This is a genomic window from Amycolatopsis sp. NPDC104587 (assembly GCF_055583645.1).
In genome coordinates, this window is sequence record NZ_JBVJNO010000014.1 from 1 (window position 1) to 13,647 (window position 13,647).

The 13,647-nt window shown below is 73.0% G+C and carries 13 protein-coding genes; 1 reads left to right on the top strand and 12 read right to left on the bottom strand.

All coding sequences use genetic code 11. The features are described from left to right. Positions 1-91: 91 nt before the first annotated feature. The 3 genes from ACZ61C_RS35955 to ACZ61C_RS35965 form a co-directional block, all read right to left on the bottom strand. Positions 92-2,662, bottom strand: a complete 2,571-nt coding sequence (locus tag ACZ61C_RS35955) for a tetratricopeptide repeat protein (RefSeq protein WP_465312362.1) — start codon at positions 2,660-2,662, stop codon at positions 92-94. Between the two features lie 52 nt (positions 2,663-2,714). Next, on the bottom strand, positions 2,715-3,023 hold the full coding sequence (locus ACZ61C_RS35960) for a DUF4326 domain-containing protein (RefSeq protein WP_465312363.1): 309 nt from the start codon (positions 3,021-3,023) through the stop codon (positions 2,715-2,717). A 150-nt stretch (positions 3,024-3,173) separates the two neighbouring features. Further along, positions 3,174-4,091 (bottom strand): aminoglycoside phosphotransferase family protein, encoded by a 918-nt coding sequence (locus ACZ61C_RS35965; protein ID WP_465312364.1) that lies wholly within the window; start codon positions 4,089-4,091, stop codon positions 3,174-3,176. A 159-nt stretch (positions 4,092-4,250) separates the two neighbouring features. Here ACZ61C_RS35965 and ACZ61C_RS35970 point away from each other — a divergent pair, with 159 nt between their 5' ends. Continuing rightward, on the top strand, positions 4,251-4,640 hold the full coding sequence (locus ACZ61C_RS35970) for an STAS domain-containing protein (protein ID WP_465312365.1): 390 nt from the start codon (positions 4,251-4,253) through the stop codon (positions 4,638-4,640). Between the two features lie 7 nt (positions 4,641-4,647). On the opposite strand, the gene ACZ61C_RS35975 is transcribed toward ACZ61C_RS35970, so the two are convergent. From ACZ61C_RS35975 to ACZ61C_RS36015, 9 genes are all read right to left on the bottom strand, one after another. After that, complete coding sequence (locus tag ACZ61C_RS35975; protein ID WP_465312366.1) at positions 4,648-4,920, bottom strand: hypothetical protein; 273 nt, start codon at positions 4,918-4,920, stop codon at positions 4,648-4,650. Positions 4,921-4,998: 78 nt separating this feature from the next. Beyond that, positions 4,999-5,445, bottom strand: a complete 447-nt coding sequence (locus ACZ61C_RS35980) for a DUF6292 family protein (RefSeq protein ID WP_465312608.1) — start codon at positions 5,443-5,445, stop codon at positions 4,999-5,001. Positions 5,446-5,517: 72 nt separating this feature from the next. Continuing rightward, positions 5,518-6,219, bottom strand: a complete 702-nt coding sequence (locus tag ACZ61C_RS35985) for an RraA family protein (RefSeq protein ID WP_465312367.1) — start codon at positions 6,217-6,219, stop codon at positions 5,518-5,520. 9 nt (positions 6,220-6,228) lie between these two features. Next, positions 6,229-6,558: a divalent-cation tolerance protein CutA gene (cutA, locus tag ACZ61C_RS35990; RefSeq protein ID WP_465312368.1), complete on the bottom strand. Its 330-nt coding sequence runs from the start codon at positions 6,556-6,558 to the stop codon at positions 6,229-6,231. Positions 6,559-6,651: 93 nt separating this feature from the next. After that, on the bottom strand, positions 6,652-8,226 hold the full coding sequence (locus ACZ61C_RS35995) for an Hsp70 family protein (RefSeq protein WP_465312369.1): 1,575 nt from the start codon (positions 8,224-8,226) through the stop codon (positions 6,652-6,654). A 1-nt stretch (position 8,227) separates the two neighbouring features. Next, entirely contained in the window at positions 8,228-9,313 is a 1,086-nt protein-coding gene (locus ACZ61C_RS36000) for a hypothetical protein (RefSeq protein ID WP_465312370.1), read from the bottom strand. Continuing rightward, positions 9,310-10,785 (bottom strand): dynamin family protein, encoded by a 1,476-nt coding sequence (locus ACZ61C_RS36005; protein ID WP_465312371.1) that lies wholly within the window; start codon positions 10,783-10,785, stop codon positions 9,310-9,312. The genes ACZ61C_RS36000 and ACZ61C_RS36005 overlap by 4 nt, the downstream gene beginning before the upstream one ends. Next, on the bottom strand, positions 10,782-12,629 hold the full coding sequence (locus ACZ61C_RS36010) for a dynamin family protein (protein ID WP_465312372.1): 1,848 nt from the start codon (positions 12,627-12,629) through the stop codon (positions 10,782-10,784). The genes ACZ61C_RS36005 and ACZ61C_RS36010 overlap by 4 nt, the downstream gene beginning before the upstream one ends. Positions 12,630-12,660: 31 nt before the next feature. Continuing rightward, entirely contained in the window at positions 12,661-13,563 is a 903-nt protein-coding gene (locus ACZ61C_RS36015; RefSeq protein WP_465312373.1) for a glycoprotein, read from the bottom strand. Between the last annotated feature and the right edge of the window lie 84 nt (positions 13,564-13,647).

Sequence of the window (13,647 nt, forward strand, 5' to 3'; positions counted from 1 at the left end):
CACCCGCTATGCCAAACGCGCCGCTTACTACCAGGCAGAACTCACCATCGCCGCCATCGTGCTCTGGCTCCGATGACTTACAGGACAGTGCCTAGGCGCGGGCGAGCTTCCGGAACCGTTCACGGCGTTCGCCGGCCGAGGAGCCGTCGGCGATGTCGTCGTCGAACCACGAGCAGAGCGCGGCCCACAGCTCCGCTCGGGCGGCGAACTCCTCCTCCGTCACTAGTGCGCCTTCGAACTCCGCGATGTCGGTCACCAGCTGGTCGAGCCGCTGGTCGCAGAGCCGCACGTACTCGCGGACGACGACGTTGGCGTCCAGCCCGGTCTTCCCCCGCGAGCCGGCCGCGCCACGCAGCTGGGCGTGCAGCCGGTCCTCGCTGTAGAGCGGGAACCCGCTGATCGAGCCCGGGTAACCCGAGTCGGCCGACCACTCGCGGAACGCGCAGATCGCCTGGTAGCGGGTGTACCAGTCCTGTTTCCCGGTGGCCAGCCGGGAAAGCTTCCGCCAGGCGTCGCGGTCGGCCGAGCGCCAGCGGTCGAGCGTCCGGCTGTCCGGCCGCGGCTCGGGGTCGAGGGTGCGGACCCGCCAGAAGTGCGCGCGGCACGCCGCGATCTCGCCGACGAGGTGCCGCACGTAGCTGACCTGTTCCCAGACGTGGGCGCGCTGCGGCCGTAGCGGGGCGGCCCGGTCCGGCGAGAAGGTGACCATCTCGAAGACGCGGAACAGCTCGTGCCCGCGCAGCGCGGCGAGGTCGGGGTCCTCCCCCATCACCCACGAGCGGCGCTCCGGCAGCCGTCCGCTGTGGCTGATCGTCGCGGCGTGGTAGAGCTCGCGGATCGCGCGGCGCGCCACTTCGTCCCGCGCTTCGCCGGTGAGACGCGGGTTGCGGGCCCGGTCGCGCAGGTCCCGTTCCCCGCGGGGACCGACTTCGAGCATGGCGACGGCGTAGACGCTCGCCGCGTTGTAGCACTCTTCCCACGACTTGCGCCCGCCCGCGGCCTCGACCGTGTCGTCGAGCCTCTGCGGGTCCGGCGGCCAGCGCCGGTCCGGGCAGACGTCGGCCAGCTTCACGCGGCTGCCGGGGTAGGCCGGGCGGGGTTCGGGGACGGCGCCGGACATCGGCTCGACGTCGGCCATCGCGCGCCGCACCACCGTCCAGATCAGGGACAGCTCGAGCGCGCGGTTCGTCAGCTGCTGCCAGCTGCGGGTCCAGCGCCGGCCGAACCGGCGGTAGTCCTCGAGGAGCCGTTCGATCTCGTACTGCGAAAGCGCGCCGAGGTACGACCGCATCTCCGCGGCCCGCTGGTTGTACTCGGCCAGCTGCTCCGGCGTCGCCTCCTGGACGACGAGTTCGCGCGCCGGCACCCGCAGCACCCGGCGGTGCAGCTCGAGCCGCTTCTCCCGCGGGATCGGGTACGGCCGGGTCCGGACGTCGAGCTCGACGTACCGGCGGAACCGCAGTTCCAGCGCCGCCCGCAGTTCGGCTCGGCGCAACGCCCGCGCGTCGTCGGGCGCGCTCGCGGTCGTGCGCCGCACCCACCACGAGCCGGCCACGGAGTCGCCGTGGCCGAGCACGAGGGCGTGCCGGTACCGGGCGATCAGCAGCGCGACGTCCCGGCCGCGGCCGGCGTGACGCGGCTGCCGCGCGAAGTCGGGGCCGATCCACCAGCGGGCGAGGGCCGGCTTTCCCCGGCTGCAGACGGTGATCACGTCGTCATAGGTGGCGAGCGCGTCGAGGTGCAGGTCGAGCTGCTCCTGCAGCGCCGCGATCTCGAGTCTGATGTAGACGTTCGACGGGTCGAGGCTGACCGCGCGGTAGTACTCGGCGAGGGCTTCGTCGTAGCGGCGGTAGGTGACGAAGTGGTTGGCGCGCTGGTAGGCGTCGAAGAGCTCGTAGGGGATCTTCGCGTCGCGCCAGGCGGCCCAGTGGATGTTCGTGCGCACGTAGGCGCTGCGCGGGATGACCAGCGCGGCGACGGCGTTCGCGGCGCGGTGCAGCACCCGCGGCCAGTTCTCGTCCTCGATCACCAGCGGGCCGGCCGCGAACCGCGGGACGCGCACGAGCTCGAGGATCAGCTGGTAGCGGCCCGCGGTGTTGCCCGGCCGGACCGTGCCGGTGACGGTGAACGCGGCGGGCGGCTGCGCGAGCCGGATCAGCTTGGTGGCGGCCTTCCACCAGCCGTCGGCGGCGTCGCCGGCGTGCTCGACGATCTGGATGAAGTCGTACGAGCTGCCGACGCCCGGGACCGGCGTCGGCGTGTAGAGGCGAGAGTCGTTGAGGAACCGCTTGAAGGTGGCGGTCAGCTCGACGGCGGAGTCGATCTCCCGGTCGTGGCTGTCCGGCGCGCGTTCGTCGACGAAGAGCCGGATGTCGATCTGGTTGGCGCGGAAGGCGGCGGCTTCGAGCCGGGCCTTGCCGACGAAGTACAGGGTGAGGACGGCGGAGACGACCACGACGGACGTCTGCAGCACGGTCCAGGTGATGATGCTCGCGACCTTCGGGTCGCGGACGAACGTCCAGCTCTGGAAGAACGGCAGGTAGGGCACGACGGCGAAGCTGACGGCGACGAGCCCGGCCGTCACCGCCGCGAACCACCACCTGATCCGGTGAGCCTTCGGCAGTTCGGCTTGGTCGAAGCCGGCATGTCGTCGCGCGGGCACCGTCGATCACCCCCTCGTGTCGCCAGGTTACTCGCAGAGGGGGTGCGTTTCGTTACGGCCCGTGATCCGCGACGTCGGCGATCACCTGGGCGTGGCACAGCAGGGGGACACACCAGCAGCCGAGCCGCTTGCCGCGCAGGTCCGGCAGGAGCGCGAGCAGGTCCGGCCGGGCGAGGAGGTGCTCGCGGTACCGGGTGAGGACTTCCTCGCGGGTGCCGTCTTTGCCGGGCCGGAACGGGCTGGCGAGCTTCGAGCCGGCGAGGTGCCAGCCGCCGCGGTGCATCGCCCGCCCGACGTAGACGACGTCGGCGTAGTCCGGGTCGTCGCGGTGGCCCTTCAGGTTGACGACGGTGGTGCCCATGGGCCCACCTTGGCATGGCAGCCGGTGGATTTCCTCTACCGGCCCGACGCCTGGTGATCGGCGACCAGCTCATCCAGCTGCCGGGCCCGGCAGCTCGGCCTGCGTCGGCAGCACAGCCATCAACCCACCTCGCACGGCGGCCGGTTTCCCCTACTGGCCCGAGGCCTGGTGATCCGCCACCAGCTCGTCCAGCCGCCGCCGAGCCCCGGCCGGGTCCGGACCCGTCAGCTCCGCCCGCGTCGGCAGCACCGCCGTCAGCCCCCACGCCCGCCCCCGCGCCCAGGTGGCGTCGTCGATGTCCGATGCCGCGCGAAACCGCCGCCGCCCGGCCGCCGACAGCGCCGACCACACCACGATCAGGTCGCACGCCGGGTCGCCGACCGCCATCGTGCCGAAGTCGATGACCGCACTGAGCCGGCCGTCGCGGGACAGGAGGTTCGCCGGGGCCGGGTCGCCGTGGATCCAGACCGGTGGGCCGTCCCACGGCGGGGCCGCGCGCGCCGCCTCCCAGACCGCCGCCACCGCCGGGATGTCGATCAGGCCGGCCAGCGCCTCGATCCGCGGGGCGAGCCGGGCCGGGGCGATCGCCGAGTCGCGTTCGTCGGTCGTCGAGACGCCGCGAAAGCCGTTGCTCCACTGGGGTGGCGGGCCGCCGGTGGTGTCCGCCCGGCGCAACGCGGCGAAGAAATCCGCCAGCTCCTCGGCCGGGTCGGCCACGCCGTCCGGGTCGAGCGGCTCGCCGGGCAGCCAGCGCAGCACCGACCACGGGAACGGGTAGCCCTCCCCCGGTTCGCCTTCGGCCAGCGGCACCGGGACCGGCAGCGGCAGCCCGGGCGCCAGTTTCGGCAGCCATTCCTGCTCACGCGCGACCTGCCCGGCCCAGCGCCCGTACCGCGGCAGCCGCACCGCCAGGTCCGGTCCCAGGCGGAACGTCGCGTTGTCCACGCCCTGCGTCGGCGCGGGCTCGACCGGCAGCCCGGCCCACCGCGGGAACTGCGTCGCCACCAGGCGCCGGACCACCGGCACCGTGATGGTCGCTTCGTCGGACGACAGGTCTCCGGTGGCCAAGGCACCCCTCACGTCGGTGTGGTCGCGGCCGATCACACCGGGTCACGGCGCGGCTGTCCACCGAATTTGCCCGCGCTGGTCCACCTGGTGCAGATGCACTATGCTGGAGGTACTGGTTGAACCGTCAGCCGCCGCAACCCGATGAAAGGGTGTGCCGCGATGGTTCCCGAACCCCGCCCGGCCGACCACGATCTCACCGGCGCCTGGGTCAACGCCCACGGCGACATGGCCCTGCGCGTGGTCCGCCCCTCGCGCCGCAGCGTCGTGGTCGAGGTGGCCGGTGAAATCGACCTCTCCACCGCGCGCCGGCTCGACGAAGTCCTCCAGTCCCGGATCCGCAGCCAGGTCGAAGAGGTCGCCATCCACCTCGATGGCGTCACGTTCTTCTCCGTCGCCGGGCTGAACTCGCTGCTGCGGGCGCAGCTGCTCGCCGACGCCGCGGGCGCCCGCCTCACCGTCGACCCGGGTCGGTCCCGGGCGGTGCTGCGGCTGTTCACGTTGCTGCCGATGGACTTCTACGGCGTGATGAACCCCCGGCCGGTCGGCTGACCCCGGATCACGAAGGCGCGCCGCGGCCCAGCCGCCGGACGGCTTCGACGATCACCGTGTTCGGCGAGCCCTTCACCAGGTACTCCGTGACACCGGCCACGGCGAGCCCGGCCATCGAAGCCCGGTCCGTGTAGGCGGAGAAGGCCAGGATGGCGGTGCCGGGGCTGCACCGCGCGATCTCACGCGCGGCCCGCGCACCACCCCCGCCCCGCATCCCCACCACGTCGTGGTCCTCCACGAGGAGGACGCGGACGGGACGGGGTTCGTCGGGGCTGCTCACGGGGATCCCTCGCCGGACGGCGGCTGCCGGCTCATCTCAGGCGCTCCGCGGGGTTCCTTCCTCCGGTGTGGACGCCGCTCAGTAGCCCGGGGAACTCGGCCGCAGCAGGCCTTCGGGCCCGGTCACCGGCAGCCGGCCGACGAGCTCTTCGTGGTCGCCCGCCGTCCGCAGCACCGGCGGGCGGACCGGCCCGGCCGGCGGGGTCGCGGAGCGCAGCCCGTCGAGGAACCGGACGACCGCGTCCGCGGGGGGCACCACGTCGCCGCCGAGGTACCCGAGCACCTCGGCCGTCTCCCCGCCCACGGGCTCGACGACCGCCGCCCAGCCGTGCACCTCGTCCCAGACCAGCGCGAGGTCGTGGTCGTGGTCCGGCCGCGCGCGGTCGAGGGCCACGTAGCCGGAGCTGGGCACACCGAGGTCGAGCGAACACGACTCGAAGCCGACTCCGGCGGCCTTCGCGACCCGCCCGAGGTAGGCCCGCAGGGCGCGGGCGAAGTCGTATTCGGTGTCCTTGCCGAAGTCCATGAGCTTGTCCACGGTCGTGCCTCCCGGGGCCGGTGCGCTGCCCGGATACCCGGTGCGGGCGCGGTTACACGCTCACTCCTCGATCGCGCCGCCGACGGCACGCAGGTGCGCGCGGAAGGTCAGCGCCGGGTCGGTTTCCCGCGCGGTGAGGAAGTCGCGGAAGCGGACCTGGTCGCGCAGCGGCTCGCCGGCGCGGATCCGGTCGGCCTGGCGGCGTTCGGTGTCGCGGATGCCCTCGGCGAGCGTGAACAGCTCGCCGGCGCGGTCGAGCGGGACGAACAGGACGCCGTCGTCGTCACCGAGCACGAGGTCCGCGGGCCCGATCCGCCAGGTGCCGACGACCGCTTCATCGAGTCCGCCGTCGACCCGCGGGCCGAGGCTCAACGGGCCGGTGGGGAGCGAACCGAGGCTGAACACCGGCAGCCCGATGGCGCGGATGTCGGCGGTGTCTCGGTGCAGCCCCCAGATGACGACCCCCGCGAGCCCGGCCGCGCGGGCCTCCAGCACCACCAGGTCGCCGACGCAGCTTTCGTCGAGGCGGCCGCCGTTGTCGACCACCAGCACCCCGCCCGCGGCCGCGTTCTCGAACGCCTCCAGGAAGACGTCGACACTGCCGACGTGCCGGGCGGGCACGGCCGGGCCGAACAGGCGGCTGCCCGGTTCCACCGCGCGGGTCGTCGCCGGGGCGCAGCGGACCGGGAGCCCGGCCCGGATGCACGCGTCCGCGAGGTGGGCGGTGGTCAGCGTCTCGAAGCGGGTTCTGAGGTCGTCCATGCCGATCAGCTAACCACCGTTCCCGGTTTCGGCGGTCACCCAGGCCAGGTACTCAGCGCTGCCGCCTTCGACGGGCGTGGCGATGATCTCCGGGAGGTCGTAGCCGTGCAGCTGCCCGAGCCGTGCGGTCAGCGCGGGCACCCGGGCGGCGGTCGTCTTGATCTCGACGCGCCACTCCTGGTCGCTGCGGACCGCACCCTCCCAGCGGTAGACGCTGGTCACCGGGCCAACGATCTGCGCGCACGCCCCCAGCCGTTCCGCCACCGCCGCGGCGGCCAGTTCCCGGGCCGCCGCTTCGGAATCGGTCGTCGACGTCACGATCACGTGCTCTGCCACCATGTCCGCGAGGCTACCGGCGCAGCGCGTCATCGCCGTCGCGACCACCACGGCCGCAGCGGCCGGACGAACACCGCCGAGATCACCGACCGGGGCTCAGGTCGTGGGCTTCGCGCTCGTCGAGGTCGTCGGCGTGGTGGTCGTGGTCGGGGTGGTCGTGCGGGTCGGCGTCGTCGTCCGCGGCGGGGTCTTGCGCCGGGTCGTGGCCGGCGGGTTCGTGTGCTGGGGCACGACCGTCACCTGCGCCGGCTGCGAGTCCTCCGGCGACGGCAGGGTCACCAGCGTCGGCGTCTCGGTCGCGGAGCTCGACGCCGGCGGGGTCGTCCCGGACGGCGTTCCGCCCGAGCTGCTCACCGCGACGGCCACCCCGCCGATCGCGACGACCGCGACCGCGCACAGGCCGACCACCACGCCCCGGCGGGAAGCCCGCCGCCCGGGGCTCGCGGTGCCGGACTTGCCGCGCCCGAGCGACGGCGGCGGCGCACCCGCGCCGAACCCCGGCGTGGCCATCTCGCGCGTCTCCTCCCGCGGCGCCGGCACGCGGACGACGTCGGGCGGCGGCGGCACCGGCCGGAGCGCCGGCTGCGACCGCGTCGCCTGCACCAGCCCGGACCGCCCGGACGCCAGTGCCGCGGCGCCGAGCGCGACGCCGTACTTCGGGTGGATGTCGACCGCGGTCGGCCGGCCGAGCTCGGCCGACACGAGCTGCGACACCAGCGGGATCCGTGACGAGCCGCCGACCAGCAGCACCGCGCCGAGGTCGGCCGGCCGGAGGTTCGCCGAGCGCAGCGCCCGGTGCAGCGACCCGATCGTCGCGGTGATCGACGGGCGGACCATCTCCTCGAACTCGCCGCGGGTCAGCCGCACCTCGGTCTGCACCGACGGCAGCAGCACCGGGACGGCGGTCTCGGTGTCGGCGGACAGGGCTTCCTTGGCCAGCACGCACTCCTGGCGCAGCCGGACGACCGCGGCCACCGCGCCGGCGTCGTCGGGGTCGATCTGCGACAGCTTCCCGTCGAGCGCGCGGTCGACGTGCCCGAACACGGCTTCGTCGAAGTCGACGCCGCCGAGCCCCTCGATCCCTTCCGGGGTGCCGAGGATCTCGAAGCCGCCGCCGTGCTTGCGCAGCACGGTCGCGTCGAAGGTGCCGCCGCCGAGGTCGTAGACCGCGACGACGGCGCCGTCCTCCAGCCGTTCCTGGGCGGCGTAGTGGGCCGCCGCGGCCTCCGGCTCGGTGATCAGCCCGACGCGGTCGATCCCGGTCAGCCGGGGCACCTGCTCGAACAGCTCGCGCTTGTACGGCCCCCAGTTCGCCGGGTGGGTGAGCGTGATCCGGTCGGGCCGGCCGCCCTGCTGCCCGGCGACCGTCCGCACGACGTACCCGAGCAGGTGCGCCATCAGCGACGCCACCGAGTGCGGCGCGCCGCCCAGCAGCACCGGTGTCGGGTCGCCGAGGCGCCGCTTGAACTCCCGCGCCACGCGGTCCGGCTCGACGGCCGCCCGCCGGCTCGCCGCGTCCCCGGCCAGCACCCCGCCGTCGGCGCGCAGCAGCACCACCGACGGGATCGCCGCGGTGCGGTCGCCGAGCGACACCATTTCGACGTGGCCGGCACTGTCGACGGCGGCGGCCGTGAAGGTCGTGCCGAGGTCGATGCCCAGTCCGTAACCCATGTCAGCCTCCGCCGGCGGTGTGCGCGTGGTCAAAAGTCGGGTGCTCGTCCGGTGTTTCCGGCTCGTGGTGCCGGGGCGGCTCGAACGGGTGCTTCTCCGCCGCGGGCGGGCGCGAGCCGGTCACCTCGCCGGCGTCGTGGTGCGCCGGTTCGCGTTCGGTCGCGAAGCTGTGCCGCGGCGCCGGGTGCTCGGCGAGCGTGGCCGACGCCGCCATCGTCGTCTCGACCGCCGCCGGCGCGGTGTCCACTGTGGACGGCTGGCGGGCGAAGGTGACGACCGGCGGCGCCGGTGGCCCGGGCAGCGACGGCGCCGGGGCGGTGACCGACGCGGTCACGGTGGTGCCGCGGGCCTTGTCGGTGATCACCTCGGTCTGGTGGATGGCCGGCCCGGCCGGCTCGCCGAAGGGGTCCTCGGCCCTCGCCTGCTCGTCCACGCCGACCTCGACCTCGATCCCCGGCGGGCCGGTCTCGGCCTCGTCGAGCACGACGGTCTCCTCCTGGAACACCTCGATGTCGCCGTGCCCCGGCGCGTCGGGGGTCAGCTCGTAGGTCAGCGAACCCTGGTGCTCCACGGTGATCGTGCCGTCGGGGTTCTCGTGGATCACGACGTCGGCGTCCTGGACGATGTCGATGTCCGTGTCGCCGGGGGTCCCGTCGCCGGGCACGACGAGGTGCTGGTGGTCGACGTACACCTCGTCGAGGCCGTGGTTGTGCACCACGAACCGCTCGGTCGCGTCGATGACGAAGTTGCCGAACTCGTCCTCGCGGACGTCGATCTGCTCGAACTCCTCGACGGTCGGCAGGTCCGCCAGCGGCGTGCCCTCGGTGGTCTCCGGGTGCCAGACCGTGCCGGTCTGCGCCTCGACGGAGCCGTTCTCACCGCGGGTGACGGTGCTGGTCTCGACGTGCGGCACGTACTCGTGACCGCTGTCCTGGGCGGCCTCCGCGGCGGCCGGTTCCGGCTGCGGCGGGGGTGGTGGGGGCGGCTGGCTTCCGCCCGGCGTCAGCAGGTTGCCGGCGACTTCGGAGGCGACGGCGCCGGCAACGGCCGTCGCCGCCCGCTTGATCTTCTTCGGCAGTTCGGTCACGACAAGACCTCCGCCCGGGCTTCGCTGAGCAGGATTCCTTCGCAGGTGCGGACCAGGACGCGGGCGGCCTCGCGCACGTCACGCGGCGACGCGGGGTGCTCGGCGCGCCGCTGCCACCTCAGCAGCTGCGCGCCGAGCGCCTGCCGGACCGCGGCGCGGCCCGCGTTCCCCGGCAGGTTCAGCCGGCTCGCCGCGTCCACCCCGGCCGCGCCGAGCAGCCGTTCCGCGTCGCGAGCCTCGTCGGTGGTGAACAGGACCACGCCGAGCCGGATCGAGTCGATCAGCTGGATCTCGGCGAACTCGTGGGCGCCGGCGACGATCCGCTCCCACTCGTGCAGCAGGCCGCCGGTGCGGTCCGGGAAGGCGCGCAGCACGAGCTCCGCCGCCTGCAGCGCCGACCGCGCCTTGAGCACGTCGGCCCGGGCGGCGAACTGCGTGATCAGCAGCGAGCGCAGGCCGTGCAGGCCACTGCGGGCCAGCAGCTCCCCCGACAGCGCCCGCGCGCCGGTCACCAGGCCCCCGCGGGTCAGCTCGACCGACAGCCGGACGCCGAAGAGGCCGTAGCGGGCCAGCAGCTCGGCGCGTTCGGCGGCCGGAACGTCCACTTCGGACTCCCCGCGGGCGAACCGGTCGGCCGACGTCAGCAGCCCGGCCACCTCGGCCTCCGGCGCGGCGGCCAGCACCCGGAACGCGCGGTACTCCGACTCCTTCAGCGTCGCGGCCGAGCTGGCCAGCAGGCCGGCGACCGGCACGACGGTCTGGCAGAGCCCGCGGACCCGCGAGTCGCGGGCGTACCGGCCGGCGATCTTCGCCGCCGAGTCCAGCGCGTCCACCCGGGCGTGCCCGACCTCGTCGGCCCGGGCCAGCACGCCGATGGTGTTCACCGGGCGCCGCTGGGCGGGGTCGTCGTGGAAAGCCTCCAGGAACCGGACGTCGTCGCCGTGGACGTGGCGCATCAGGTAGATCACCGCGTCCGCCGTGCCGACGCCGTCGCCCTCGGGGACCAGCGCGACCTCGGTGCGCGTCGACACCGCCGGGCGCGCCGAGCCGAGCCCGGGCGTGTCGATCAGCGTCATCACCCGCAGGGCGGGCGACGGCCAGTCGAGGACGAGCCGGTCGACGTCGCCGGGCGGCAGGCCCAGCTCGAGGCCGAGCGTGCCGGACAGGCGCCCGAACGGCAGCTGGCGCGGCATTCCGCGCACCGGGTGCAGCATGATCCGGTAGGTCGGGCCGTTGCGGTACCAGGTGACGACACGGGTGCACTCGCCCGCGTCCGTCGCCGCCAGCTCCTGGCCGACGAGCGCGTTGAGCAGCGTGGACTTCCCGGCCTTGACCCGCCCGGCGATGGCGACGCGCAGCGGTTCGGCGAGCCGGCCGGCGATCTGCCGCAGCATCGGCTCGGCGGGGGTGCCGGCGTACCCGGCGCAGGCGCGGGCGACGAACCCACGGACCTGGAGGTAGAGCGTGGTCATCGGGTCACCGCCGGAACCGGCCGGGACTGCGGCGCGCTGCGCAGGGTGAGCTCGTCGGCGCGGCGCGCGAGCACCTCGAGGGCTTCGATGTCGGCCTCCAGCCGCTTGAGCTCGCCCGCCTCGGACTCGTCGTCGAGGACGGCCTTCTTGGCCGCGGCCAGCGCTTCGGTCAGGGACCGCTGCAGTTCTTCGACCCGCGCGCTGTAGGCGTCGCGGAGCTCTCGCTGGACGGTCCGCATCGCGTCGCGGGAGTCCTTGCCGACCTGCAGGTTGAACTCGTCGACGAACCGGCGCACCGCGGTCTTGGCCAGGCCGCGGCGTTTCTCCAGCTGCCGCTTGCGTTCGTCGACGAACCCGGAGCGGCCCATGAGCAGGCCGGCGGCGACGCCGAACGGGGTCGGGATGGCGAGCGCGGCCATCTTCGTCAGCATCGAGAACATCAGGAAACCGCTGTAGGCCTTCTGGAACGCGGCCATCCCGGTGGCGCCGCGGGTCTTGACCCCGGTGAACGACGAGTCGATGTCGATCTCCTCGACTACCTTCACCGGCGCCTGGACTTCACGTGGCAGCACGGCCTGCGACTCCGCGAGCTCGAAGTGCTCGGCGACGCGGGTGGCGAGGTGACGGGCCTGCCTGACGAACGTCGCGTAGTTCTCGAGCGTCTCGTTCGCCAGGCGCTGCCGCAGCCACTTCTCGAACTCGTCCCAGTTCTTGGCGGGATCGCCGTCCTCGATGGCCTCTTCGGCCTCGTGCAGCACCCCGCGCGAGCGGGCGCGCAGGTCGTAGTCCACATCGGACGAAATGTCGGCGAAGCCGTCGAAGAGCAGCTGCTGCCACTTCGCGGACTGGCTGCGCAGGGCGTCGACCCGGTCGTTGACCCGGCCGAGCTCGCTGACGAGGGCGGCGGACTGCCCGGGGTGGGCGAGCGAGGTCCGGCGGGCGCGCAGGGCGGCGTGCAGCTGCCCGACGGCGGACCCGACGTGCAGCCCGACGGCGTTCAGCGCGGACCGCTCGGCGTCCCCGACGACTCCCTGCAGGCGCTTGACCAGCTGCGGGAAGCCGGACTCGACGTTCATCGCCTGGTCGGCCGAGCGGGCCGCGACGGTCCGCAGCTCCGAGGAGACCGCGACGGTGTCGAGGGTGATCCCGCAGGCTTCGAGGTGGCCGGCGTTGAGCTCGAGGATCCGCCGCCACTGCGGGTGGAGGTCGATCTTGGTGAGGACGAAGAAGACGCTCGGGCAGAGCTCCTTGACCGTCCGGAGGAACCGCAGCTCGGCGCCGGTCAGCTCCTGCGAGGCGTCGGAGAGGAAGAGGACGGCGTGCGCCCGCGGCAGCGAGCTGACGGTGACGGCGTTGTGCAGCGAGCCGAGCCCGCCGACACCGGGGGTGTCGACCAGCACCAGCCCACCGGAAAGCAGCTGGCGGCTGATCGACGCGGTGACGGACTTGAGCTTCCGGACGTTCCCCGGGTTCCCGGCTTCACTGACGTGCGAAGGAAGGTCGTCGAGGGAGATCCGCTCGGTCCACGGCGGCGACGACGGATCGGCCGGCTCGTAGGTCGCCAGAGCCCCGGACTCCGGCGCGAACCGGACGACGGTCGGCACCGCGGTCGCGATGTCGTCGTCGACCGGGCAGATCTTGGCGGTCAGCAGGGCGTTGATGAGCGAGCTCTTGCCCTGCTTGAACTCCCCGACGACGTAGACGGTGACGTCCGGTTCGGACAGCAGGCGCCGGGCGTCGGTGAGCCTGCGGACGAGATCGTCCCGCCCGTAGGCCCGCGCCCCCTTGACCGCGAGGTCGAGTGTGTCGAGGGCGATGGCTCCCCCGCCGCTCGGCTCCTGCATGACCGCTCCTCAGTCCTGACCGGATGTCTGCTCAGTAGTGCTCGACGTCGTGGTGGTGGTCGGCGTGGTGCTCCTGGTGGTGCTCGTCGTGGCGGTGGTGGTCGTGCTCGTGGCTCTCGTGGTGCCCGGTGGACGCCTGCTCGTTGAACTGGTGGCCGCTCGCGCCCTGCTCGTTCTGGAAGATGTTGCCGTGGCCGCCCGTGGCGGCCTGTTCGTTGAACTGGTTCCCGCCGCCGGCGCCTTGTTCGTTCTGGAAGATGTTGCCGTGGCCGCCGGTCGAGGCCTGCTCGTTGAACTGGTTGCCGCCGTGACCGGAGCCCTGCTGGTTCTGGAAGATGCTGCCGCTGCCACCGGTCGAGGCCTGCTCGTTGAACTGGTTCCCGCCGTGACCGGAGCCCTGCTGGTTCTGGAAGATGTCGCCGCGACCACCGCCAGTCGAAGCCTGCTCGTTGAACTGGTTGCCACCGTGACCACCGGAGCCCTGCTCGTTCTGGAAGATGTCCCCGCGACCACCACCAGTCGAAGCCTGCTCGTTGAACTGGTTCCCGCCGTGACCACCCGAGCCCTGCTCGTTCTGGAAGATGTCCCCACGACCACCACCAGTCGAAGCCTGCTCGTTGAACTGATTCCCGCCGTGACCACCCGAGCCCTGCTCGTTCTGGAAGATGTCCCCACGACCACCACCAGTCGAAGCCTGCTCGTTGAACTGGTTCCCACCGTGACCGCCGGAACCCTGCTCGTTCTGGAAGATGCTGCCGCTGCCACCGGTCGAAGCCTGCTCGTTGAACTGGTTGCCGCCGTGACCGCCCGAGCCCTGCTCGTTCTGGAACACGTCACCGTGGTGACCGGCCGAAGCCTGCTCGTTGAACTGGTTGCCACCGTGGCCACCGGCTCCTTGCTCGTTCTGGAAAACGTCGCCCGATGAAGTCGTCATCGTGTGCACTCCTGCTCTTCGGATCGGTGAAGCCGATGCCCCTCCGGTGTCATCCAGTCTTGGGCCGCGAGCCCCTCCGGTCAT

Coding starts and splice junctions, on each gene's coding strand:
- ACZ61C_RS36005 (WP_465312371.1), bottom strand. CDS start 10,785: ATGACCACGCTCTACCTCCAGGTCCGTGGGTTCGTCGCCCGCGCCTGC.
- ACZ61C_RS35960 (WP_465312363.1), bottom strand. CDS start 3,023: ATGGGCACCACCGTCGTCAACCTGAAGGGCCACCGCGACGACCCGGAC.
- ACZ61C_RS36015 (WP_465312373.1), bottom strand. CDS start 13,563: ATGACGACTTCATCGGGCGACGTTTTCCAGAACGAGCAAGGAGCCGGT.
- ACZ61C_RS35970 (WP_465312365.1), top strand. CDS start 4,251: ATGGTTCCCGAACCCCGCCCGGCCGACCACGATCTCACCGGCGCCTGG.
- ACZ61C_RS35985 (WP_465312367.1), bottom strand. CDS start 6,219: ATGGACGACCTCAGAACCCGCTTCGAGACGCTGACCACCGCCCACCTC.
- ACZ61C_RS35980 (WP_465312608.1), bottom strand. CDS start 5,445: ATGGACTTCGGCAAGGACACCGAATACGACTTCGCCCGCGCCCTGCGG.
- ACZ61C_RS35995 (WP_465312369.1), bottom strand. CDS start 8,226: ATGGGTTACGGACTGGGCATCGACCTCGGCACGACCTTCACGGCCGCC.
- cutA (WP_465312368.1), bottom strand. CDS start 6,558: ATGGTGGCAGAGCACGTGATCGTGACGTCGACGACCGATTCCGAAGCG.
- ACZ61C_RS36010 (WP_465312372.1), bottom strand. CDS start 12,629: ATGCAGGAGCCGAGCGGCGGGGGAGCCATCGCCCTCGACACACTCGAC.